The sequence below is a fragment of the Bernardetia sp. Wsw4-3y2 genome, assembly GCF_037126295.1.
GTDB lineage: Bacteria > Bacteroidota > Bacteroidia > Cytophagales > Bernardetiaceae > Bernardetia.
Map to the genome: position 1 here is coordinate 1,507,530 of NZ_CP147017.1, position 24,018 is coordinate 1,531,547.

At 31.2% G+C, this 24,018-nt stretch carries 18 protein-coding genes; 10 read left to right on the top strand and 8 right to left on the bottom strand.

From position 1 onward, the window contains the following. The first annotated feature begins 257 nt into the window (after positions 1-257). Positions 258-2,417, top strand: a complete 2,160-nt coding sequence (locus V9L05_RS05975; protein WP_338814769.1) for a TonB-dependent receptor — start codon at positions 258-260, stop codon at positions 2,415-2,417. 45 nt (positions 2,418-2,462) lie between these two features. After that, on the top strand, positions 2,463-4,793 hold the full coding sequence (locus V9L05_RS05980) for a tetratricopeptide repeat protein (RefSeq protein WP_338814770.1): 2,331 nt from the start codon (positions 2,463-2,465) through the stop codon (positions 4,791-4,793). 4 nt (positions 4,794-4,797) lie between these two features. Here V9L05_RS05980 and V9L05_RS05985 read toward each other — a convergent pair whose 3' ends face one another. The 4 genes from V9L05_RS05985 to V9L05_RS06000 all read right to left on the bottom strand — a co-directional run bounded on the left by V9L05_RS05985 (position 4,798) and on the right by V9L05_RS06000 (position 10,074). After that, positions 4,798-5,577, bottom strand: a complete 780-nt coding sequence (locus V9L05_RS05985; protein ID WP_338814771.1) for a hypothetical protein — start codon at positions 5,575-5,577, stop codon at positions 4,798-4,800. 12 nt (positions 5,578-5,589) lie between these two features. Beyond that, entirely contained in the window at positions 5,590-7,068 is a 1,479-nt protein-coding gene (locus tag V9L05_RS05990; RefSeq protein ID WP_338814772.1) for a sodium:solute symporter, read from the bottom strand. An 86-nt stretch (positions 7,069-7,154) separates the two neighbouring features. After that, positions 7,155-7,541 carry a GxxExxY protein gene (locus tag V9L05_RS05995; protein WP_338814773.1) on the bottom strand — a complete coding sequence of 129 codons (387 nt, stop codon included), beginning with the start codon at positions 7,539-7,541 and terminating at the stop codon, positions 7,155-7,157. A gap of 259 nt (positions 7,542-7,800) precedes the next feature. Further along, positions 7,801-10,074: an aconitate hydratase gene (locus tag V9L05_RS06000; RefSeq protein WP_338814774.1), complete on the bottom strand. Its 2,274-nt coding sequence runs from the start codon at positions 10,072-10,074 to the stop codon at positions 7,801-7,803. Between the two features lie 434 nt (positions 10,075-10,508). Here V9L05_RS06000 and V9L05_RS06005 point away from each other — a divergent pair, with 434 nt between their 5' ends. From V9L05_RS06005 to V9L05_RS06020, 4 genes are all read left to right on the top strand, one after another. Then, positions 10,509-11,144: a hypothetical protein gene (locus V9L05_RS06005; RefSeq protein ID WP_338814775.1), complete on the top strand. Its 636-nt coding sequence runs from the start codon at positions 10,509-10,511 to the stop codon at positions 11,142-11,144. Between the two features lie 109 nt (positions 11,145-11,253). Beyond that, positions 11,254-11,886 carry an ADP-ribosylglycohydrolase family protein gene (locus V9L05_RS06010; RefSeq protein WP_338814776.1) on the top strand — a complete coding sequence of 211 codons (633 nt, stop codon included), beginning with the start codon at positions 11,254-11,256 and terminating at the stop codon, positions 11,884-11,886. A gap of 37 nt (positions 11,887-11,923) precedes the next feature. Next, the gene (locus V9L05_RS06015) at positions 11,924-12,244 is read left to right on the top strand and encodes an ADP-ribosylglycohydrolase family protein (protein ID WP_338815415.1); all 321 of its coding nucleotides are present in this window, start codon (positions 11,924-11,926) and stop codon (positions 12,242-12,244) included. A gap of 224 nt (positions 12,245-12,468) precedes the next feature. Then, positions 12,469-12,756 carry an RNA-binding protein gene (locus V9L05_RS06020; RefSeq protein WP_338794150.1) on the top strand — a complete coding sequence of 96 codons (288 nt, stop codon included), beginning with the start codon at positions 12,469-12,471 and terminating at the stop codon, positions 12,754-12,756. A gap of 225 nt (positions 12,757-12,981) precedes the next feature. Here the strand turns inward: V9L05_RS06020 and katG are convergent, their stop codons facing one another. Then, positions 12,982-15,213: a catalase/peroxidase HPI gene (katG, locus tag V9L05_RS06025; protein WP_338814777.1), complete on the bottom strand. Its 2,232-nt coding sequence runs from the start codon at positions 15,211-15,213 to the stop codon at positions 12,982-12,984. 301 nt (positions 15,214-15,514) lie between these two features. Here katG and V9L05_RS06030 point away from each other — a divergent pair, with 301 nt between their 5' ends. Beyond that, complete coding sequence (locus V9L05_RS06030; RefSeq protein ID WP_338814778.1) at positions 15,515-16,552, top strand: oxygenase MpaB family protein; 1,038 nt, start codon at positions 15,515-15,517, stop codon at positions 16,550-16,552. 167 nt (positions 16,553-16,719) lie between these two features. On the opposite strand, the gene V9L05_RS06035 is transcribed toward V9L05_RS06030, so the two are convergent. Both V9L05_RS06035 and V9L05_RS06040 read right to left on the bottom strand, forming a co-directional pair. Next, positions 16,720-17,268, bottom strand: coding sequence for a hypothetical protein (locus tag V9L05_RS06035; protein WP_338814779.1), 549 nt, complete (start codon positions 17,266-17,268; stop codon positions 16,720-16,722). A 19-nt stretch (positions 17,269-17,287) separates the two neighbouring features. Then, a complete protein-coding gene (locus tag V9L05_RS06040) occupies positions 17,288-17,785 on the bottom strand; it encodes an Lrp/AsnC ligand binding domain-containing protein (protein WP_338794146.1) in 498 nt (165 codons plus the stop codon). Between the two features lie 441 nt (positions 17,786-18,226). Here V9L05_RS06040 and V9L05_RS06045 point away from each other — a divergent pair, with 441 nt between their 5' ends. After that, positions 18,227-19,543 (top strand): hypothetical protein, encoded by a 1,317-nt coding sequence (locus tag V9L05_RS06045; RefSeq protein WP_338814780.1) that lies wholly within the window; start codon positions 18,227-18,229, stop codon positions 19,541-19,543. A 57-nt stretch (positions 19,544-19,600) separates the two neighbouring features. Here V9L05_RS06045 and V9L05_RS06050 read toward each other — a convergent pair whose 3' ends face one another. Beyond that, complete coding sequence (locus V9L05_RS06050; RefSeq protein ID WP_338814781.1) at positions 19,601-21,478, bottom strand: hypothetical protein; 1,878 nt, start codon at positions 21,476-21,478, stop codon at positions 19,601-19,603. 87 nt (positions 21,479-21,565) lie between these two features. On the opposite strand from V9L05_RS06050, the gene V9L05_RS06055 reads away from it, so the two are divergent. Both V9L05_RS06055 and V9L05_RS06060 read left to right on the top strand, forming a co-directional pair. Then, positions 21,566-22,867, top strand: coding sequence for a DUF4271 domain-containing protein (locus V9L05_RS06055; RefSeq protein ID WP_338814782.1), 1,302 nt, complete (start codon positions 21,566-21,568; stop codon positions 22,865-22,867). Between the two features lie 304 nt (positions 22,868-23,171). Next, positions 23,172-23,972, top strand: a complete 801-nt coding sequence (locus V9L05_RS06060) for a uroporphyrinogen-III synthase (RefSeq protein WP_338814783.1) — start codon at positions 23,172-23,174, stop codon at positions 23,970-23,972. Positions 23,973-24,018 lie beyond the last annotated feature (46 nt).

Below are 24,018 nucleotides of genomic sequence, written 5' to 3' on the forward strand. Positions count from 1 at the left end.
GATAATTAATTATTATCTTTGTTAAACAAACCTATCCAAAATTTAGTAATGGTAGGGTCATTGACCATCTATCTAACTAACTTAGAAAGAACAATTTATTGTTTTTATATTTCTTCTTACTCATTTTTTTTCTATTTTTGTTTTCTGCCTTTGAATTAATCATTAATCCTAACTATTATTTTTTTAGAAGGTTTTTTTAGAAGGTCATTTTTTTACTTATGAAAAATAGTTTTTTTCTATTAATATTTTTTTATTTTTTGCTATTTCCTTTTTTTCTGTATGCACAGAAAGGTGGGCAAATCCAATACGACTCTCTTCTATCCTATCAAAGTAGTATTGATGATATATTAGAACTCCCAAAAAAAGATAAATTTGCCACCGAAATTTATTCTGCTTCTAGGCAGTATGAAAATCTTTTTGATGTTCCTCTTTCGGCTTCTGTACTTAGCCGAGAAGAAATAGAGGCTGCTGGTTGTTTGTCTATTCCTGAAGCTATGCGTTTGATTCCAGGGGTAATTGTCAGAGAAATGTCAAACGGAAATTATGACATTCATTTGCGTGGGATGGACAATATTAGCCCGAATAACATTACTTCTCTTTCTTTGAATACAAGTACACTAGTTATGGTAAATAACCGAATTGTACATAATTTTTTGACAGGAAGTACAGTTTGGCATGCACTGCCTATTGTAGTTAGTGATATAGAACAAATAGAAGTAATTAGAGGAACAACTTCAGTTTTGTATGGTACTAATGCTGTGTCTGGAGTGATTAATATTATTACTACTCAAGAAAAGCGAAAAGGTTATTTTGGAACAGCTCAAACTACTTATGGAAGCCACAATTCAGTACTTAATTATGTAGGTGCAGGCTATAAATCTGAAAAATTATCTATACGAGTAAGTGGAAACATACAACGAAGAGAACGTTATGATAATTTATTGTACCACCATTTTGACAATAGCTATGTTCCTATTGATTCTTTAAAGTCAATATCAACAGGAGACCCTCTTCTCTCTTTTAAGAAAAACAACAGAAATACAGACATTGCATTAGAGGCATATAGTTTCAATGTATTTAGTTCGTATGATTATTCAGATAATTTATCTTTCAATGTAGATGCAGGTTTTGAAAAATCTAATGGGCTTACAGCGTATGCAGATAATAGAAGCACTATTTTGAGTTATTTAGAATCTCAATCTAGTTATTTGCGATTAAATACCAATTATAAAGATTTAGTAATTGAAACTGGTTATATAGGTGGAAGTATTGCTAATGAGAGTAGATTTGAAACGTATGATATAGTCGCAGAATATAATTTTAGAATAGGAAATAAATTACGCCTCAAACCACTTCTAAATTATAGAGAAGCTACTTTTGATGATAAAACTTCGATTATTTTGCAAGGCAAAGAAGTATTAAAAAATTATGCAGCAGGATTAAGTGCTAATTATGCCCCTACTCAAAGATGGAGAATTGTTTTAGGGATTCATGTAGATGCTTTTAATAATCCGTCGGACAACTATTTTTCTTATCAAAGTGCTGTTACCTATAAACCAAGTCCAAAATTATTAGTAAGAGCAGGTGTCTCAAGAGCTTATCGTGCACCTTTGTTTGTCGAACTTTACTTCAATGAACGTACAGTTTCTCAAATTTCAGAAGATCCACTTTTTTCTTTGGTTACGACCATTCAGGGAAATACACAACTCAAGTTACTACAAGGAGATTTATGGGAAGCAGGATTACGTTATCAAATTTCGGAAAAAGTAGATCTAAATGTAGAAATTTTCAGAAGTAAATTTTCTAATTACACCGAAGTTGTTAGACAAGAAACGACTTCTTCCATTACTCCTGAAGGAGAAATAATAGGTTTTGATCCTATTATTATTCAAAATGTAGCTTTAGAAGCTCTACAACATGGCATTACTGTTTCGTCTGATATTGTTACAGAAAAATGGCAATTCAAACCTTATCTGACTTTACAGACAACAGAATTAAAAAATTATAGTCCTTATCTAAATACATCCCAAACAAGTGAGCTTATTTTGGGATATGACCCTTTAATTTTTAATATAAATACAACAGAAGACAAACAACACGAATCTACCCCTGCCTTATTTGGAGGTGTTTATTTCAACTATTTGATTTCTTCAAAACTAAATATCAATACATTAGGTTATTTTTTGAGTAGCCAAACTTATTATCATCGTCAAAATACAGAACAAATGGATGGAGTAAGGGGTATTTATCCTATAAACTCAAAATTACTTTTGAATCTTACAGCACGTTACAGACTAACAAATAAAATCAATTCGTTTATATCTATAAAAAATATTTTAGGAGATAATTCGGTAGAATATGCAAAAGGAGAACATATAGGACGTTCTTTTTGGGCAGGTTTTAGTATTAGCATCTAGTTTCATGAATTAAATCAATAAAAACTAGTCGTATATAAAAATTTAATGAAAATAAATATCCTTTTAAAGTTAAAAAACATTTATTCTCTATTCCTTTTACTATTTATAGGAGGTGTTTTTTGCTGTACTTCTGTAAAGGCACAAAGTTTGGATAATTTAATTGTTGAGTTAGAAAATGCAACTACTATAGAACAAAAAAACAATAGTAGAAAAAATATAGCTCTCTATTATGAAAAAAATAGAATATACAATAAGGCAATAGATTATTATCAGAGAATATATAATAGCAATAAGTTATCTAGTCAAGAGGAAAAAAATGTTTTAGAAAAAATAGGCAACCTACAAACTATTACCAGCAATTATCAACAAGCAGAAAAAACCTATCACCTACTTTTGTCTCTTTCCAATGAAGAAGAAAAACTAACTCTTTACAATCAGTTAGCAGAGATTTATAAAAAACAAGACAACATTCAAAAGGCCATAGAATATACTACAAAGTTGATTTCTTTTTATCAAGAAGATTCTCCTAAGTATGCTATACTTCTCAATAATTTAGGATATTTAAAAAAGAAAAATAGTCAAAATAAGGAAGCAAATGAGTATTTTCAGAAAGCATTGGATATGAATCAGCGTTTGATTGATTCAAACCAATCCTTAAATGCAGAAGATAAAAATGCACTTTATGTAAATATGGCTACTAATCTTATTTATTTAAAAGATGTAGAATCAGCTATTAATAAATTGAAGGAAAATATCTTTATGCAAAAAAAGGCAGGTAACAAAAATGGCATAGCTAGTTCGCTTAATTTTTTGGCTGCTTCTTATTTGATAAATGGTAATACTATAGAAGCCTCTGAAAATTTACAAAAAGCGATACGAATAGGAGAAGAATTACAGAATAATGCATTACAAGCAGAATCTTATAAAGTGCTTTCTGAATTGTATAATATGGAAAATAATTTTCAAGCTGCACAATATGCGTATAAAAAATCTCAATCTTTTTTAGAAAGAACTCAGAAAATAGAAGAAGAAAAGAAACAAAACTTAATTGATAAAGAGATAGAAGCAGAAAAAGAAGAAAGTGCCATTCAAAAAGAATTATCTGAAAAAAAAGAGCAACAACTTACTGTTCAGCAATTAAAGTTAGAATCAGAAAGAAAAGAACAAGAACTCAAGTTATTAGAACAAGAAAAACAGTTACGAGTAGCTGAGATAAAATCTTTCCGACTGGCTAAAGAACGTACTCAACAGGCTCTTGCCATAACACAACAAAAATTAGAAGCAGAACAAAAAAATCAGGCATTAAGGGAACTACAGAATGAAAAAGAATTACAAAATCGGGAACTCATTCAAGAACGCTTAGAAAAAAGAGAAAAAGAAAAAGAATTAGAACTATCAAATGCTGAAAAAAGACTCAAAGACCTACAATTAAAAGAAGAAGAAACCCAAGCCAACTATACATATATTGGAATTGGACTTATTTCTATTATTTTAGTAGCTATGCTTTTTGCTTTTTTCCAACAACAAAGACTCAACGAAAAACTAGAGCAAGAAAGACAACAAGTAGCTTTACACCAAAACTCTTTAGAATTAACCAATGGAGAATTATTAGATTATAAAAAGAAAATTGATCAAAGCATTGCTTCTGCACAACTTATACAAAATGCGACATTACCGACCCTAACTACAATTAGCCGTTATTTTAACGATATTTTTATCATCTATCGTCCTCAACAAGTAGTGTCTGGAGATTTTTATTGGACTTATTCTAAAGGAAATACAACTATATTTGTATTGGCTGACTGTACTGGGCATGGCGTTTCGGGAGCTTTCATGACTTTTATTGGAAGTTCATTATTAGACCAAATTGTAAAATCAGATAAAGCTACTCAACCTACTGAAATATTAAATCAACTTCATGCTAGATTACGATTAGCCTTACAACAAGAAGAAACAGGAAATACTGATGGAATGGATATTTCAGTTCTCCGTATAACTAGAAAAAGTGAAGGAGTAGAAATTAGTTTTTCAGCAGCCAAGCAACCTCTTTATTATTATGAACCCAATCAAGAATTAAAAACAATAAAAGGTTCTAGAAAATCAGTAGGAGGAAAAACCAACTATGACAAAGGATTTGAATCGCATACTTTTTCAGTAGAAAAAGGTACTGTATTTTATCTAAGTAGTGATGGCTATGCTGATCAAAATAATATCAAAAGAAAAAAATATGGTTCTAAAAAATTTGTTGCTTTATTGGATGAAATTAAAGCACAACCATTAGCAATACAAGAACAAAAACTCAATGAAACTTTAGACCAACACCAACAAGGAACAGAACAACGAGATGATATTGCTGTGGTGGGGTTGAAGGTATAGAGTATTAATTTTCTATTTCAATTTTCATTTTATTGGTCTGATAATCATAAGTAACCAGCAGTTTTTCTTTCCCAAAAAAACGGTATTCTATCATTTGAAATATCTTTTCTATTTTGTAGTAGTCCTTTTTTTCAGAATTATAAAAGTAAACATAAAAAGCTTTATCATTATCTACAGCTTTTGTTGTTAATTGCTTTGCTCTTCGAATAATACCTAAGTTGTAATTATAAGCAGCAAATGAGATAGTAGCAGGAGATAAATAACTTGTTTTTTTGTTATTATGTAAGTCTTCTCCATGAATTGTATCATCGTAATAAAAGTTACCTAAAACACCTACTAAGTTATCATTCGGTTCTCCATTCAATAACTCAAACCTAACTCTTGGTTCTCTTGTGTGAATATAGTAAGACATAATTATATCTTCAATTTGTGCTAAACTATCATAATAGTCATTTTTTTCTACAATATCAAAATCACTACAACAAGCGTTATAATGAATATTATAAACGTGTCCTTTATTAAATTTTGTCAGAATAATACGCTCTTTATTTCCATCACTAAACAGAATTGTATCAAAATTTGATTTATGAATAGGAATTTTGAGAGTATCTGGAGTAAGGTTAAATTCTACATTATTTATTTTCCATTTCCAACTTTCTGCTATTTCAATATCCCCTCCCCAACGTTTACAAGAAACAAAAATACTATCTTGACTTTGAGCTTGTGAAAATGAAATTTGAGAGAAAAATGCTAGAATGAAAACAAGAAGAATGATATTTTTCATAGAAAATAGTTTTTATTTCTTAGCTAACAAAAGTCCTAAAAAAGTAAGTCCTCCATTTATTAAAATAGCTTCATAGCCAATTTTATATCCTCCAAAAAGTTTAGGCGAATTATTGATAAATGAAACCAAAAAGAAAGTAACAATAGGCGCAACTACACAAATAAATGGTGTAAACTTATCTTTTATTTCTATTTTGGTAAACATTCCGAAGGCATACAAACCCAATAAAGGTCCATACGTATAACCTGCTGCCGTAAAAATTCCATCAATAACTGACCTATCATTGTAATAATGAAAAGCCAAAATCACAAAAAATAAAACGGCTGCAAAACCTACCTGTACTTTCAAACGAGTTGTTTTTTTTGTTTGTTCTTGGGTAGTATAATCTTTTTCTGTCATTGCATCTTTATACTCTTTAAATCCTAAAAAATCAACACAAAAAGATGTTGTAAGAGCTGTCAGAGCCGAATCTGCACTAGAATACGCTGCTGCAATAATTCCGATTAAAAACAAAATTCCTGCAAGTGCTGGTAAATGATTTTTAGCAATGATTGGATACAGCATATCTGTTCTTTCTGGAATTGCTATACCTTTTGTATTTGCGTACATATACAGAAGCGCACCCATAGCTAAAAACAATAAATTGACAAAAACTAACACAATACTAAACCAAAATATATTTTTTTGAGATTCTCCAAGCGTTTTGCAAGACAAGTTTTTTTGCATCATATCTTGGTCTAAACCTGTCATTGTAATAGCAATAAAAGCACCTCCTAAAAACTGTTTGTAGAAGTTTTTAGGCGTATTAATGTCCCAAAAGAAGATTTTACTCATAGAATTATTCGAAACAGAACTATAAATTTCTGAAATAGAATTTAATCCTAGTTCTTTTCCTATCATTATAATCGTAATTCCGACAGCCAAAAGCATAAAAAGGGTTTGAAGTGTATCTGTCCAAACAATCGTTTTGATTCCTCCTTGAAAAGTATAAAGTAAAACTAATATAATTGTAACAAAAACAGCTATTTCAAACGGAATTCCTAAAGGCTCAAAAAGAAAAATTTGCAATACACCAGCAGCCAGAAACAAACGAAAAGCAGAACCTACAATTCTAGACAATATAAAAAAACTAGCTCCAGTTTTATATGACCAAAAACCAAAACGAGCATTCAAATACTCATAAATGGAAGTAAGATTGTGTTTGTAATAGAGAGGTAGCAAAACTGTGGCAATCACTAAATATCCCAAAAGATAACCAAAAACAATTTGCATATAACTAAAAGCACTTGCTCCTACTTGCCCTGGCACAGAAATAAAAGTAACGCCTGAAAGCGATGCGCCAATCATTCCAAAAGCCACCAAATACCAAGGTGCATTTCGATTGGCAGTAAAAAAAGTTTCGGTAGTTGCGCCTCTTGAAGTGCGCCAAGAAATAAAAAATAAAACTCCGAAATAAATAATAAGAACGATGAGGGTAGTTTGTGGGGACATGTTTTTAAGTTAATAATACAAATACTAGAACTTATAGGTTAATGATTTTTATGATGAAATGAAGATGAATGCAAATTACTGCTTTCTTATGATTTTACTTGTCTTGTTCTTCTTTTGAATACTGGCTCTATTCCAAAATTTAATAATAACCCAACATCTAAACCAGTTGCTTTTAAATAATTTTGTAATTGTGCTTCGTGTTCAGGCAAAAGATTTTTGATAGCCTTTAATTCTAAAATGACTTTATCTTCTACTAATATATCAGCAAAATAATGTCCTACCTCAAAGTCATTATAATATACCTTTATAGGAATTTGAGTTTGTGCTTTTATTCCTATTTTAGTTAGTTCTATATGTAATGCTTTTTCATATACAGCTTCCAAAAAACCATGCCCTAGTGTGTTATAAACAGTAAAAAATGCTCCTATGATTTTTTTTGTAAGGTCGCTATGTTGATAGTTTGCTTTTTGCATGAAATTATTTTAGTAAATGAAAAATATCATAACTTATTAGCCAATAATTTATATTATAAAATAAAGATGAATGCAATTTTACTGAATAAAAATCAATAATGACAACTTCTAAAATAAAAAAAGAAATTTCTCATTGTATTTAATCTTCATTTATCATAAAAATCATTAACCCATAAGTTCAAGTAGTTCAAAAATAAAAAAGCAAGCCCATTTCTGAACTTGCTTTTCTAAATTTATAAAATGTGTTACTTAATTAAAATTAAGCTGCATTTTCTTTCTTAATTAAATTCAATGCAGAACCTTCATTGTACCAAGCAATCTGACTTGCATTATAAGTATGATTCAATTTGATAGTATCTTTTGAACCATCTTTATGAGTTACTTCTAAAGTAAGTTGCTTATTTGGAGCAAAATCTTTCAAATCTGTAAAAGTAAAAGTATCATCTTCTTGAATCAAATCATAATCTGCTTCATTGGCAAAAGTAAGACCTAACATACCTTGTTTTTTAAGGTTAGTTTCATGAATACGTGCAAATGATTTTACAATTACAGCAGCTACTCCCAAATGACGAGGTTCCATAGCAGCGTGTTCTCTTGAAGAACCTTCACCGTAATTATGGTCTCCCACAACGATAGAAGGAACACCAGCAGCTTTGTATGCTCTTGCCGTAGCAGGAACAGCACCATATTCGCCAGTAAGTTGATTCTTAACGCTATCAGTTGCTTTGTTGAACGCATTTACAGCACCAATAAGACAGTTATTAGAGATATTATCTAAGTGTCCACGGAAACGCAACCAAGGTCCAGCCATAGAAATATGGTCAGTCGTACATTTTCCGAATGCTTTAATTAATAATTTAGCATCTTTAATGTCAGAACCTAGAGGTTCAAATGGCTCTAACAATTGTAGTCTTTCAGAATTTTTATCCACTACAACATTTACACCCGAACCGTCTTCCATTGGAGCTTGGAAACCTGCATCTTCTACATCAAATCCTTTTGGTGGCAATTCTTGACCTGTTGGTTCGTCAAATCTTACGTCTTCACCATGTTTGTTTTTCAATGTATCTTTTGTAGGGTCAAAATCCAAACGACCCGAAATAGCAATCGCAGCTACTAACTCAGGAGAAGTTACAAAAGCATGTGTATTTGGGTTTCCGTCGGCACGTTTTGCAAAGTTTCTGTTGAACGAGTGAACGATAGAGTTTTTAGGTGCATTTTTAGGGTCAGAGTATCTTGCCCATTGTCCAATACAAGGACCACAAGCATTTGTAAAAATAGTAGCTCCTAATTCTTCAAAAATCCCTAATAAACCATCTCTAGCAGCCGTAAAACGTACTTGCTCAGAACCTGGATTGATTCCGAATTCAGCTTTTACTTCAATTCCTTTATCTACAGCTTGTTTTGCTATAGAGGCAGCTCTTGATAAATCTTCATACGAAGAGTTAGTACAAGAACCAATTAGTCCCCATTCTACATCTAAAGGCCAACCGTTTGCTTCAGCTTTTGATTTTACGTCAGTTCCTGCTTCAGAAGCTAAGTCTGGAGAGAAAGGACCATTGATGTGTGGTTTTAATTCGTCTAAATTAATTTCGATTACTTGATCAAAGTATTTTTCTGGATTTGCATATACTTCGTCATCTCCTGTCAAATAATCTGCTACTTCATTAGCTGCATCAGCAACTGCATCACGTCCTGTTGCACGTAAATAACGCTCCATTGACTCATCATAACCAAAAGTAGAAGTTGTTGCTCCAATTTCTGCACCCATGTTACAGATAGTTCCTTTTCCTGTACAAGACATAGATTTTGCGCCTTCTCCAAAATATTCTACGATAGCACCCGTTCCACCTTTTACAGTAAGGATACCAGCTACTTTCAAAATAACATCTTTTGGTGCAGACCAACCTGATAATTTACCAGTCAATTTTACACCAATTAGTTTTGGAAATTTCAATTCCCAAGGCATTCCTGCCATTACATCCACAGCATCTGCACCACCAACACCGATAGCAACCATTCCTAGTCCACCAGCATTTACAGTGTGCGAATCTGTACCAATCATCATTCCACCTGGGAAAGCATAGTTTTCTAAAACTACTTGGTGAATAATACCTGCACCTGGTTTCCAAAATCCAATACCATATTTATTAGAAACAGAAGATAAAAAATCGAATACTTCTGAACTTGTTTTGTTTGCGAAAGCTAAATCCTTTGCAGCTCCTTCTTTTGCTTGAATCAAGTGGTCACAGTGAACTGTTGTAGGAACAGCTACTTTATTTTTTCCTGCTTGCATAAATTGCAATAATGCCATTTGTGCTGTTGCATCCTGACAAGCAATTCTGTCTGGTGCAAAATCTACGTAATCTTCTCCTCGTTTGAATGCTGTTGTTGCTTCTCCATCCCAAAGGTGATTGTATAAAATTTTCTCTGACAAAGTTAAGGGTCTGCCTACTACTTCTCTTGCTTTATCTACACGACCTTTGAGGTTCGCATAGACTTTTTTCATCATATCTAAATCGTAAAGAGCCATTTTTTTGTTTTTTATTTAAGAGTAAAAGATTTTCAAAAAGATATATAGTACACTAACTCATATCTCAAAAAATAGTTAGAAATAGTTAGAATACACAAAGGATGGTGTGTGATTGTGTGTTTTTTATACAAATGAATAGACAAAATACATGTCTTTCCATTTAAACTAGAAAATTACGCACAACTAAGCAAATTATCAATTTATAGATATTAATTAGAATGATTCTAAAAAGGGGGAGGAAGATATATTTTAGTGCAAGATTTTATCTCGTACTGGCTTTTTCGTCAGCATATGCTGACAAAATAATAGGCACAAGGAGAACCTTGCGCTAGATGAGGTATTGTTTTTTTTGGAATTGGTTAAAGTGTTTTTTTAAATGAACTCAATAATAAAGATTTACGTTATGAATTGAAATACATTAAAAACAAACAAGTATGGAAGAGTTGAAAACAGCATATCTTAGAGTTATTATTCTACTGGATGATATTTCAAATTATCATAAGGAGTTAGAAAACTCAGGTGATGATTTAAATAAGAAGTTTCGTCTTCTCAAAGATAATTTCTTGTCTTTGGATAATTTACGTCAATCATTTAATTATTTTGATAGAATAATAAAGCAAGATAAAGATTTAATATTACGAGCTAAAAGTTTAAAGAAAAGACTTGAATTTACTAATCATTTAAGAAATAAGATAAGTGGTCATTTAGATGAAAATCTACTACAAAAAGCTGTGCAATGGGAGCCTCATATTTTTAGTATAAAATGTAAAGAAGATAGTCTTTATAATTCTCAAGTAATTTTGACATACAAAACTCTTTTAGAGTCTGCTATAAACTCATACATAGATTTAAATTCTAACCAAAAAGTTTTTGGTACTGAAATAGATTTATTTTATGAACCTAATAGAAGTTTATTTTTTAATTATGTTGGGGAATTAAACGATAATTCTATAACTTTTTTAAAGATGATCAAAATGGTTATAGAAGAAAAAACAGATTTTTTAGACTTCTACCAAGTAATAGCAATGTGTATAAAAGCAGGAGAAACAGATTTCAATCTAAGAAAATAAAGATTTAATTTCTAAACTATATAATTCTAAAAACTCTCAAAAAACAGCATAAAAAAATAGCCTAATAACAAAAGTTAGGCTGTCATTGTATAAAAAAATAAATACAATTATGAAAGACAAAATAAAAGGCTGTTTAATTGGTTCAGCCATTGGAGACGGATTTGGTTATCCAACTGAGTTTATGAATGTAGAGGAAATAAAATTGAAATGGGGAAATAATGGACTTACAGAACCAATAGGCGATATTATAAAAGTAACTGATGATACACAAATGGCAATAGCTGTATCTAAAGCAATTATGAATTCCTACGAAGAAGGAAATTTGATAAGAGATAATTTTGAAAAAGAACTAATAAATAAATTTGTTTTGTGGCTGAATGATGATGAAAATAATCGTGCGCCTGGAATGACTTGTCTAAAATCTTGCGAAAACCTAGAAAAAGGAATGAAATGGGAAGAAGCCACAGCAAAAGATTCAAAAGGTTGTGGCGCAAATATGAGAGTTACGCCATTAGGAATATTGAAATTCAAAAATAAAAATATAACAGATACTCAAATTGGTAAATGGTCGCAATTTCAATCTGCCATAACACATGCTCATCCTACTGCTTTAGTAGCTTCTGAATTGACAGCTATTGCCATTATTAAAATTATAGAAGATGTAGAACCAACAGAATTAATTGATGTGTTGATAGAATATAGTCATTCTCAAAAATATATGGGAAAGAGCAGGAATTTATAATGAACTAGATTTTATAAACAGAGGTTGGGAGCAGTGTATAGAAATATTGCAACAAGTTAAGGAAGCTATAAAACTAAATGATAAAGAAACAGACCCATGTGAATATACAGGAGAAGGTTGGATTGCTGAAGAATCTTTGGCTACTGGTTTATTGTGTTTTTTATTGTTTCCAAATGATTCTGTAAAAGCACTAATTAGAGCAGTAAATACAAAAGGAGACTCAGATTCTATTGCTTGTGTCACAGGAGCATTAGCAGGAGCTAGAAATGGAATATCATCATTTCCAAGTAATTGGGTAGAGCGTATTGAATATCAAAAAGAATTGAATGACTATATTTCGTTTGTTTTGAATGAGTGATTTAATTTGGTAAAAAAATCAAATCTAAATCAAGTTAAATCTATCAAATTAATTACTTTATTCTGCTTATTATAAAAGATTTTGAGTAATTTTTCCTTTTAAGTGATGAAAAATGGAAAGTTCTACAAAAAAATAGTAGTTTTCTAATATTTTTCCGTATCTTTGATTCGAAGGAACAACTTAGAGCCTTCAATTTATTAGTTTTTATCTCGTTAATTAGTTTTATGAATCTTTACGTATCAAACTTGCCTTATTCTATCACAGAAGAAGAATTAGAGGCTGTATTTTCAGAACTTGGTGTTGTTACATCAACAAAAATTATCACAGATCGTGAAACACGTCGTTCAAGAGGTTTTGGTTTCGTTGAAATGGAATCAGAAGAAGATGGCGAAGCAGCTATCGAAGAATTGAACGGTATTGAGCTTAAAGATCGTGAAATCCAAGTAAAAAAAGCCATTCCTAGAGAAAACAGAGGTGGTGGAAACTTTGGTGGTGGTCGTCGTGACTACTAAACAAAAACAATTGAATTAGTTATCAATAGTTATAGTTTCGCACTAATCCTGTTCTTAATTGAATCAATATATTTTAGCTCAATGTAAACTTTACAAAGAGTGACAAAAAAGCAACTTTTTTTCAAAAGTTGCTTTTTTTTTGATACATTTTTTATAAAAAAAAGATAGCCTAAAAAATTAGACTATCTTTTTGTAAAAAATATAAGTTTAAAAAATGAGTTAGATTTAAGCCAAATCAAATCTATCTAAGTTCATTACTTTATCCCACGCTGCAACAAAATCGTGTACAAATTTTTCTTTTGCATCATCACACGCATAAAGTTCAGCTAAAGCACGGAGTTCAGAGTTTGACCCAAAAATTAAATCTACACGAGAACCTGTCCATTTTACTTGTCCTGTTCTTCTGTCACTGCCTTCAAATGTTTTCTGAGTGTCAGAATTAGCTTTCCAAGTCATTGTAAAATCAATCAGATTTGTAAAGAAATCATTTGTAAGAGTTTCTTTATTCTCTGTAAAAATACCATAATAAGAGCCATCAAAATTTGTATTCAAGACACGCATTCCACCTACCAAAACAGTCATTTCAGGAGCAGTCAAAGTCAATAATTGAGCTTTATCAATCAATAATTCTTCTTCTGATAATGTATATTCAGCTTTGGAGTAGTTACGGAAACCATCTGCTTGTGGCTCTAAGAATTTGAAAGAATCTACATCAGTTTGTTCTTGTGAAGAATCTGTACGACCTGCCGTAAAAGGAACTTCTATGTCATGACCTGCATTTTTAGCAGCTTTCTCAACAGCAGCACAACCTCCTAAAACAATTAAATCAGCAATAGAAACTTTTTTGTTTCCATTATCAAATCCTTTTTTGATTTCTTCAAAAACGTTCAATACGTTAGCTAACTGTGTTGGATTGTTTACTTCCCAATCTTTTTGAGGAGCTAAACGAAGACGACCACCATTTGCACCACCACGCTTGTCCGAACCACGGAAAGTAGAAGCCGAAGCCCAAGCCGTAGAAACTAATTCAGAAATAGATAGTCCAGAATTAAGAATTTTAGATTTTAAAGAATTAACATCATTTTCATCAATCAAATCATAATCACGAGCAGGAATTGGGTCTTGCCATAAAAGTTCTTCAGTCGGAACTTCCTCTCCCAAATAACGAGAAACAGGTCCCATATCACGGTGAGTCAGTTTGTACCAAGCACGAGCAAAAGCATCAGCAAATTCAGCTGGGTTTTCATGAAAATGTCTTGAAATTCTTTCATAATCTGGATCCACACGCAATGCCAAATCGCTTGTAAGCATAAAGGGAGCGTGTTTTTTTGATGAATCATGAGCATCAGGAATTGTTCCTTCTCCTCCTCCATTTTTTGGTTTCCATTGATGCGCTCCTGCTGGACTTTTGGTAAGCTCCCACTCAAAACCAAATAGATGATCAAAATAATCATTACTCCATTTTGTTGGCGTTGTTGTCCAAGCTCCTTCTAATCCACTTGTAATTGTATGTACTCCATGTCCACTTTCGTATGTATTTTTCCATCCTGTTCCTTGCTCTTCAATAGCTGCTCCTGCTGGTTCCATTCCTACATATTTTCCTGGATCTGCTGCGCCATGTGTTTTTCCGAATGTATGTCCTCCTGCAATAAGAGCAACAGTTTCGTAGTCGTTCATTGCCATTCTTGCAAACGTTTCACGAATATCTTTTGCTGATGCTAATGGGTCAGGTTTTCCATTTGGTCCTTCAGGATTTACATAAATAAGTCCCATCTGAACGGCTGCTAATGGATTTTCTAATTCTCTGTCACCTGAATAACGTTTGTCTCCTAACCATTCGCCTTCCGAACCCCAATAAATATCTTGTTCTGGTTCCCATACATCTTCACGTCCACCTGCAAAACCAAAAGTTTGTAGTCCCATTGACTCTAAAGCACAATTTCCTGCCAAAATCATAAGATCTGCCCAAGAGATTTTTTTACCATATTTTTTCTTAATTGACCAAAGCAATAAACGAGCTTTATCAAGATTTGCATTATCGGGCCAACTGTTAAGTGGTGCAAAACGCTGTGTTCCTGAGCCACTACCACCACGACCATCAGCCGTACGATATGTACCTGCACTGTGCCAAGCCATACGAATAAAAAATGGACCATAATGACCATAATCAGCTGGCCACCAATCTTGAGAATTTGTCATTAATTCAAAAAGATCATTTTTGATAGCTTTTAAATCCAAACTTTTAAATTCTTCAGCATAATTAAAGTCTTTGTCCATTGGATTAGCAAGAGAAGAATTTTGACGAAGAATAGTCGTTTTTAGCATATTTGGCCACCAGTCAAGATTTGTTGTTCCTTGTCCTGCTGTAAATTTTGCTGCTCCTCCACCTGTAAAAGGACATTTACTAGATTCGTTGGTGTCCCAAACTTTACCTTTTCCGTTTGTGTTGTGTTCCATTTTCTTTTTAGAGTTTAAGGTTGTGATAAATTAAGATAGTAGTGTAATTACTTATTAATCAATAATTTATAAAAAGATTTTCATAATTAAAAAAATAAAATAGTGTTTTTCTCTTTTCGTATCACAAAGATTAGATTTTTTAAATTATAAATCAAACTGATAATTTCTATAACAATATAGATATAATTGATTGATTTGTTTTCTTGACAATCAAAACCATTTTAAATAACAGTCTGTTAGCTCAAAAAATACAGGAAAAATATAAGATTAATTTATAGGTCAATGATTAAAAGAATAGAAAATGCAAAACCTAACACAAATAGACTGGGATAATTATAGGCTACAAGGTGATAGAGTAGCTGATGAAATAATACAAAAAACACAAGAACAAAATCAGTGGGAACACCTTAGAAAAGTAATTACAATTCAATGGGGCGATAATCAAAGTTTGCCTGATAATTTACCTGATTTTATACAAAAATATTTTACCCAAAACGCTGTTTTACCTGTTGGTTCGAATATCGAAAAAATAGCAAAGGGGCAGGAATTTTTTCAAAAAAATGCAGAAGACTGTTTAAGTCTGTTGGGTACAATGTCTTTGCCCTATTGTTATGCTGCTGCTGATGGAGCACAAGTTTTATATTTTTCAGAACGTATGCGAAATGATGCACAAAAACGATTATTGGAAACAGCTCGTTTTGTTTTTGAAGTCAATCAAAGAGATAGTTTGAAAGAAGGTGGACTTGCTTTTATTACTATTTTGAAAGTTAGACTATTACATGCTACCATTCGTTTTCACGTCAAAAACCATAAGGGCTGGAATAAAAAATGGGGGTTGCCTATCAATCAAGAGGATTTGATGGGAACAAATATTGCTTTTTCGTCTATCGTTTTGCGTGGACTTCGAAAGCTGGGAAAGAAATTCACAAATCAAGATGCTGAAAACTATTTACATCTTTGGTTTGTAGTGGGACAACTTTTAGGAATTGATAAAAAAATCCTTCCTCAAACAATGAAAGAAGCCGTTTTTCTTTCTCAAAATACAGAAATGCGTCATTTTAAATCTTCTCATGAAGGAAATATTCTGACACAAACTCTACTTTCTCATTTTGACGACATTTTACCTCCTGTTGTTCCTAAAGGCTATATTCATAGTTATATGCGTTTTCTTTTGGGCGATAGAATTTGTGATTTATTGGGTATTCCTGCTGCAAATTGGACAAAATACATAGTTCAGACCTTACCAATTATTGAGACTATGAAAGCCAGTTTTGGAAAAAGTCCTCATGCGATTCGTTCTTATTGGGAAGCTCGTAATTTGATTTCTAAACAGAAATAAAATTAGATTTTTCATAATAAACGTTATCACGGTTAAATTAGTAATATTCATTTTTCCATAGCACAAGGTTTGCAAACTCCTGCGCTATGGAAAAATAAGACAGATTTGTTTTTCTATAACTTGCTAATTATTAGACCTGTAAACAACTGTGATAACGTTTAATAGAATCATTCTTTTTTCTCTCCAATTTTATATTTCATTTTTTGTCCCATACTTGTTGTGGCATATCCTAAAACAGTTTCTTTTTTTGATTCTCCATTCAACAGATAATCAATATTTATAGTACAATCTGCTTCTATATTTATCCAAATCATTTCACTTTGTCCAACATCTAATTTTTTGATTGTTTTGTTTTGGCAGCCTGTAATTTTTAACTCTGTGATAGTTTCCTGTGTAGAATTTATGAAACTGATTCTCATTGTATCCATTAAAAGAAATGTAACCCAAGAATAAAAAAGAAATGCAGGAATATTAAGTAAAATAATTCCTGCTGTTATAAATAAATGTGTTTTGTAGTGTTTCTCTTTTGAATATCGTCTCAAAATTAAAATCAAAAATATACTATTTATAATTGCTGCCACAAGAATAAAAACACCTCCTAAAGACAAAAAGAAATCAGCAGAAGTGAGGTAATAAACGATGAAAATAGCTGTTCCAATCAAAAAAGAAAGGATAGCTATTACTCGTCCTGTTTTTATGAGTTGTTTGGTTTCCATAAATAACTGATAAATTTAATTATACATCTTCATTTTTACTTTCTTCTGCGAGTTGTTTTAAAAGAGGCGCACGTTCTACACGTTCCTCTAAAGAAATAAAGGTTTCTGTTCTGACAATTCCAGGTACTTTCTGGATTTTGTCGTGTAAAACTTCTCTTAAATGCTTTGTATCTCGGCAAATAATTTTGGCAAAAATACTGTATGCACCTGTTGTATAGTGTAAACTCAAAATTTCTGGAATTTTGGATAACTGTTCCACAGACTCATCATACATAGAACTTCGCTCTAAATAAATTCCTAGAAAAGCAGTAACATCATAGCCTAATTTGGCATAATCAATCGTTAGGGAAGCTCCCTTTACGATGCCCAAATCCTGCATTTTTTTCATCCTAACATGTACTGTTCCACCTGAAACAAATACTCTGTCAGCAACCTCTGTGTAAGGTAATTTTGCATCATCTGTAAGTTCAGATAAGATGCGTAAATCACAGCTATCGATTTGAGAATTTTTAGTCATTTTATTATGTGGTTATTGTAATTTTCCTAAAAAATACAAGAAATATTGCGAATTGCCTAAATATCTATAAAATATTTTGCAAAAGTTTTAGAATTCAAAAAAAAATAGTATGTTTGCATAACGAATTAAGAATTTTAGTTTATCTATAAAAACTTAATTCAGACCCTATATAGTAGGGCGTGTGTTTTATGTGTTGTTTATTGGTTAAGGTCAAAAAGGCGTTGCTGCTGGCATCGCCTTTTTTGTTTGTGTTTTGTTTTTTTGTATCCTCACTAGCTTGAAAACTAATTGTATGAAAATATTCTTCAATAACTTATAATTCTATTTTAAGATTGTGAGTAAACTAATTGTTCAAATCTAATCTAAAATTAGTTTGAGTTTTGATTGTATTTTTCTATTTTTAAGAAAAGTAAAATAAAAAAAACTAATCATTACCAAATTATGCCAAATTTACCTCCTGATTTACCCAATAATTTACCAGAAGATTCTCCTCGCCGTCCTGATGGAGAAACACCCGATATTACTACCAAAAGTCGTAACATGACCTGTCACGATTGTGGTGCAAACTTAGTCTATGCTCCAGGAACGACTGCTCTAAAGTGTAATTATTGTGGTGCAGAAAACGAAATTGTTGCAGAAGTAGAAACTATTATTGAAGAACATGATTTTTATGCAGCTCTTCAACAAGCATCTTCTAAAACAGAAATGCAAACGTTACAAACTGTGCAATGTGATAACTGTGGCGCACGTACCACACTCAAACCAAATGTAGTTTCTGATGAATGTGCTTTCTGTGGAACACCTCTAGTCACTTCTTCACCTGAAACGGTAGAAGTATTTCAACCCAAATCATTATTACCTTTTGATATTGATCAAAAAGCAGCAGGCAAACTTTTTAAGGATTGGGTTTCTAGCCTTTGGTTTGCTCCAAATGATTTGAAAAAAAGAGCAGAACTTACAGAAAAACTAAAAGGAATGTATATTCCTTATTGGACATTTGATAGTGAAACGGATTCTCGTTATCACGGAATGAGAGGCGATTATTATTATACAACTGAAAGTTATACAGATAGTGATGGAAATCACCAAACTAGGCAAGTTCGTCATACTCGTTGGTCTCCTGTATCTGGACGAATAGACCATTTTTTTGATGATACATTGGTGTTAGCTAGTCATTCCTTACCACGAAATTATGTAGACAAACTTGAGCCATGGGATTTAGAGAAACTAGCAGGTTACGATGAGCGTTACTTATCTGGTTTTCAAACAGAAACCTATCAGATTGACCTTAAAAGTGGTTTTGAAGTAGCAAAAGGAAAGATGCAAGAGCAAATTAGAAATCTAGTTTCTAGAGATATTGGAGGAGATGAACAGCGCATCGAAGATATTCAAATTGATTATAATGATATTACTTTTAAGCATATTTTGCTTCCTCTTTGGATTAGTGCTTATCGTTATCAAGATAAAGTCTATCGTTTTTTGGTCAATGCACGTACAGGTGAAGTTCAAGGTGAGCGTCCGTATAGTGTTATCAAGATTGCACTTGCTGTTATCGCTGTTTTAGCTATTATCGCATTATTTTTCTTTTTTACAAATGGAAAAAGAAGAGCTGATTTATTTAATGTAAATGATTTTGGAAATTTAGCTTATTCTGATTCGTATTCTCACTTATTTCAAAACACCTTCCAAAACATCTATTTGAAAGTAGATTTGATAAGTCAGTTTATCATGAATATTGATTTTCTGAATTATTTTTGAATTTTTGATTGAAAGCAAAGTCTAATCAATACAAATTTTTATTGATTAGATTTTGCTTTATTTTAATCTCAAAAAAACTTCTCCACTTTGGCTATCCTGCACTTGGAACTGAATTTTTGATTGAAACTCTAAAGGAATAGATACATTTTTTCCAATAACTACAAAATCTAATTGCTTTTCTTTAACAAAAAGCCACTTCAAAGAATCATTACACATTAACTTTTCATTTCTATTTTCTAGCTCAATTTTATTTTTCATTCTGTCTTTTAGCCAAACTGCAAAAATATCAGTTTCAGAAAACGAAGAAGTTGTTCTATCTTGGTAATTTATACAAGCCATATCTAAATTATAAAAGTGTTCTAAACCTTTTTTAAAAGCTAAATAACGACCTTCTATTTCAAAGTTTTCATTTCTATTGAATAAAATTTTATCATCATAATAAGTAGTAGAATGAAAAATCGCTCCTCGTTTCAATTCTTCTTTTTGTAGCAATTCTCTTTCAATACTATTCAAATAGTTCTGTGAATAAATTTGATTAGGCTCTATTTCTTTTAAAAACCAATGCAGTGTAAAACCAAACCCATAACAAAGTAAAATTACAAACACAATACTTACTTTGTTATTCAAATAATTCTGTTTTATCACAAAAATATAAATCAAACTAATTTGTACAAATGGCAAAATAAAATTTCTCAAAAATTGAAATCGTTCTTGATGAAATGGAAAAAGAAAATAAAAAAATATCCCTCCCAAAACTCCTCCCATAAAAAAGAGTAAAAATGTCGTTGGTGGAGATACCAACAACGGTAGATTGATAATTTTTATAAAATAATTTTTAATTGCAGAATAAAATAGACTCAAAAAAGGAATATAAATCACAAAAAAACCAAATAAATAAATTGCTATTTCTTTAAAAATAGCAACCAAATTAATTTCATTTTCCGATAAAGCTAAAATAGAAATCTCTGAACTTGCTACGCTTTGAGAAGATTGTGTCAGATAATAAAACAAAAAATAGAAAAAAGGAATCACAAAAAAAGCTATCAGTTCTAGCTTGTATTTTTGTAGAAAAAGTGTTTTTTGTTGATAGAACAAAAAACTTGCAATGAAAAAAAGTCCTGTCCAACATGCAGCCCAAAGTGTAGGAGAAATAATTGGAATCATAAAAATTATCCAAACGCAAGCTCTGTAATTTTTCTTTTGAAAGGATAGAAAAACAGCAATCCAAAAAAAATAATGTTCTGAAAGTCCTGTAAAAAGAGTATTTGTAAGCCAATAAGTAGATTGAAAACCTTTTACATCAGAATAAAAAGGAAGATAAATTCCACCTAAAAAAAGTAATCCAAATGCCCATATAAAAGTAGCTAGAGATATTTTTTCACGTTTTTTTTGCTCAAAAATAGCTATAATTCCTATCCAAACACAGATTTGTAATAAAGGAATCGTAAAAAGTGAATAAGCTATATAACCCGAAACAGAAAAAATTTTACTAAAAAATGCTGAAATCCACAATTCAAAATAATGATAAGGAGTAGTTCCCAAAACAGCTTTTGAATCTTGATGAAAAGCAAAAACAGTTTCATAAGAAGAGGTCAGTAATTTTTCAGATAAACGTCCATAGAAAAAAGAATCTTTTGAGGGAATACGAAAATTAAAATCATTTTTTGCGTCAAAAATTGCAGAAATATCGAACACAAAAGCAGCATTCAAAAACCAGATTAAAATACTTCCCAAAAGCAGAACCAAAATATATTTCTTTTCTTTAAAAAAAGAGGTTGAAGTTACTTTTTCAATACTTTGAGAAACAAAATATATTAAAAAAAATAATATTGGAATCATAATAATTTGAATAGTTTGTCCATTTTTAAAGAAAAATGAAGCAAAAACACTCAAAAAAGAAATACTAAAAAAGAGTAACCAAAAAAGAAAAGTCATATTTTAGAAAGAAATTAGCTAGTTTTGTAGTGTAGTAACGTGGGCTTTAGTCTGCGAAATAAAAAATATTTTTATTCTGAAATTAGTGTGAAAAGTCTTAGCAATTCTATAATAAATTCTATTTCTAGAATTATCTTATTAGTTATCTTATTTTTTACAGGATTTTTGAGTGTTCAAAATTCTGCGATGGCTTCGTCTGTGTTACCTACTGTTGAATCTAGCTCAATTTATCAAACTTTGAGTGAAAAATGGGTAGTTTATGATGAAGATTTAGAGAGTTATGTTCCTTATTTACCAACAGTTCATAGTCAGTACAGAGCTTTACATTTGATTTTTGATTTCAATAAAAACCTCTCTGATTATAAGAATAATTATTTAGGCATTGCGTTGCCACAAGATGCAAAACTATTTTGGAATACTCGTTTTTCTTCTATTGTTACAGAAAAAGAATACATAGAAATTTCGTTTGATAGCCTGATAAATTTATATTCTGATAAAGAAAAATTTAAAAATTTTAATGGCTTTTTAATGCTGACAGTTTACCAAGAAAAGCCTCAAAATCAAATCCTTGAAGCCTACTCTGCTTATATTCTCACTCAAAAAAATAGTTTTAGTGAAAGAAAAACAACTAAAAAAGAAGAAATAAATCCAATAACCCTACAAAAACCTAAATTACCTCTTCCAGATTGGATATTAATGATAAACTGGCTGATGGTTGGAATTATTGTTGTTTTTTCGGTCAGTATTTATCCTCTAGTTGGTAGAGAAGCATTTGGAGAATTTTGGAGTTATTTTTTCAGACCTGCCAAAGCTTTTAAAAGAACCGAACTATTGCCTCAAATTGGGTATGTAGTTTATTTTAGTTTGGTAATGGGTTTTGTATGGATTTTTTATAACTATGTAGAACTTTATGGAACAACTACAACTAACTTTTTTCTTATAAAAAACAGTCTATTTTCTTTTGTCTTAAATTGGCTTTATGCTGCTTTTTGGTGTTTGTGTATTGCTATTTTTAGACTGTTTTGGATTCAATTGATGGGAAAACTTTTCTTCAAAAGTAGTCAGATTAGCGAGCAACATACACAGGCTCTTATCTTAGGAAATACATTTGCAATGAGTGTGATTTTTATAGTAACAATATTATTCTCTTTCTTAATTGACTCTTTTTATAGTCCTTCTTCAAGCACAATAATTAATACTACACATAGTTCTTTCCTCTATTATTTTGTTCTTTCAGTAGCACTTTCTATTCTAACTCACAGTTTGTTAGTTAGTTATTATTTGTTTACACGAACAAATGCTGGTAAGTTGTATCTTTTTTCGTACCTTTGCGCCACCGAAATAATTCCCCTTTTGATAGTTTCAAAATGGATTATCTCAGTTTCTTAGTTTATTCTTAATTAAATTCTCCTATTTTAACAGTTTTTTAGATTAAATACAATTTTTCATTAAATTAATCAAACTACTGAGTTAGATAAAAGACTTTTAATTAGGTTAGATTAATCTTTACAGTTTTAGAATAACCTCTAAATCTGTATTTCATAGTTTGTGTAAATATAAATTATTTTCTGAATAAATCATTATTTTCTGAATAAATCATTATTTGATTAATGATTTATTGAAAAGAGAGACATATTTAGTTTATATAAACTGTTTTAGTCGTAGTTTTTATCAAACCAATTTTTGCAACGATATGGCAAACGAAGCGAATGCCTCACACCCAACACCTGCACCTAAGCAAATTCGTAGTGTACTGATTTCTCAACCTGCTCCTTTGACTGACAAATCTCCTTATCACGACCTTTCGCAAAGGTATAATGTAAAGGTAGATTTCAGACAATTTATTGAAGTGCAGCCTGTTTCTTTACGTGAATTTAGAAAGCAGCGTATCAATATTTTAGACCATACAGCAGTAATTTTCACAAGTAGAAATGCAGTGGATCATTTTTTTACGCTTTGTAAAGGGCTAAAAATTACTATTCCTGATGACATGAAATATTTTTGTGTTTCAGAACAAACAGCTATTTATCTTCCTAAATATATCAATCTTCGCAAACGTAAACTTTTTGTTGGTGAGCGCACGGCAGAAGATTTAAATAAAGTCATTGCCAAGCACAAGAAGGAAAAATTCTTATTCCCTTGTTCAGATATTCGTAGAGATGATATTCCTAGCTTCTTGAGAGAAAATAATATTGAGCATTCAGAAGCTGTTATTTATGCAACTGTTTCTAGTGATTTATCCGATTTGAAGAATGTAAATTATGATGTAATTGCATTTTTTAGTCCATCAGGAATCAAATCTTTATTTGATAATTTCCCTGATTTCAAACAAAAAACTACTCGTATTGCAGCCTTTGGTCCTACGACAGCACAAGCTGTTCGTGACCACAATTTACGCTTAGATATCGAAGCACCTCTTCCAAATGCACCATCTATGACAGGAGCAATCGAACAATATATTCGTAAAATGAAAGAAGAATTAGGGATTGAATAAGACAAAACAGGATTAAAATCCTGTTCAATTAATTAAAACCAAATTC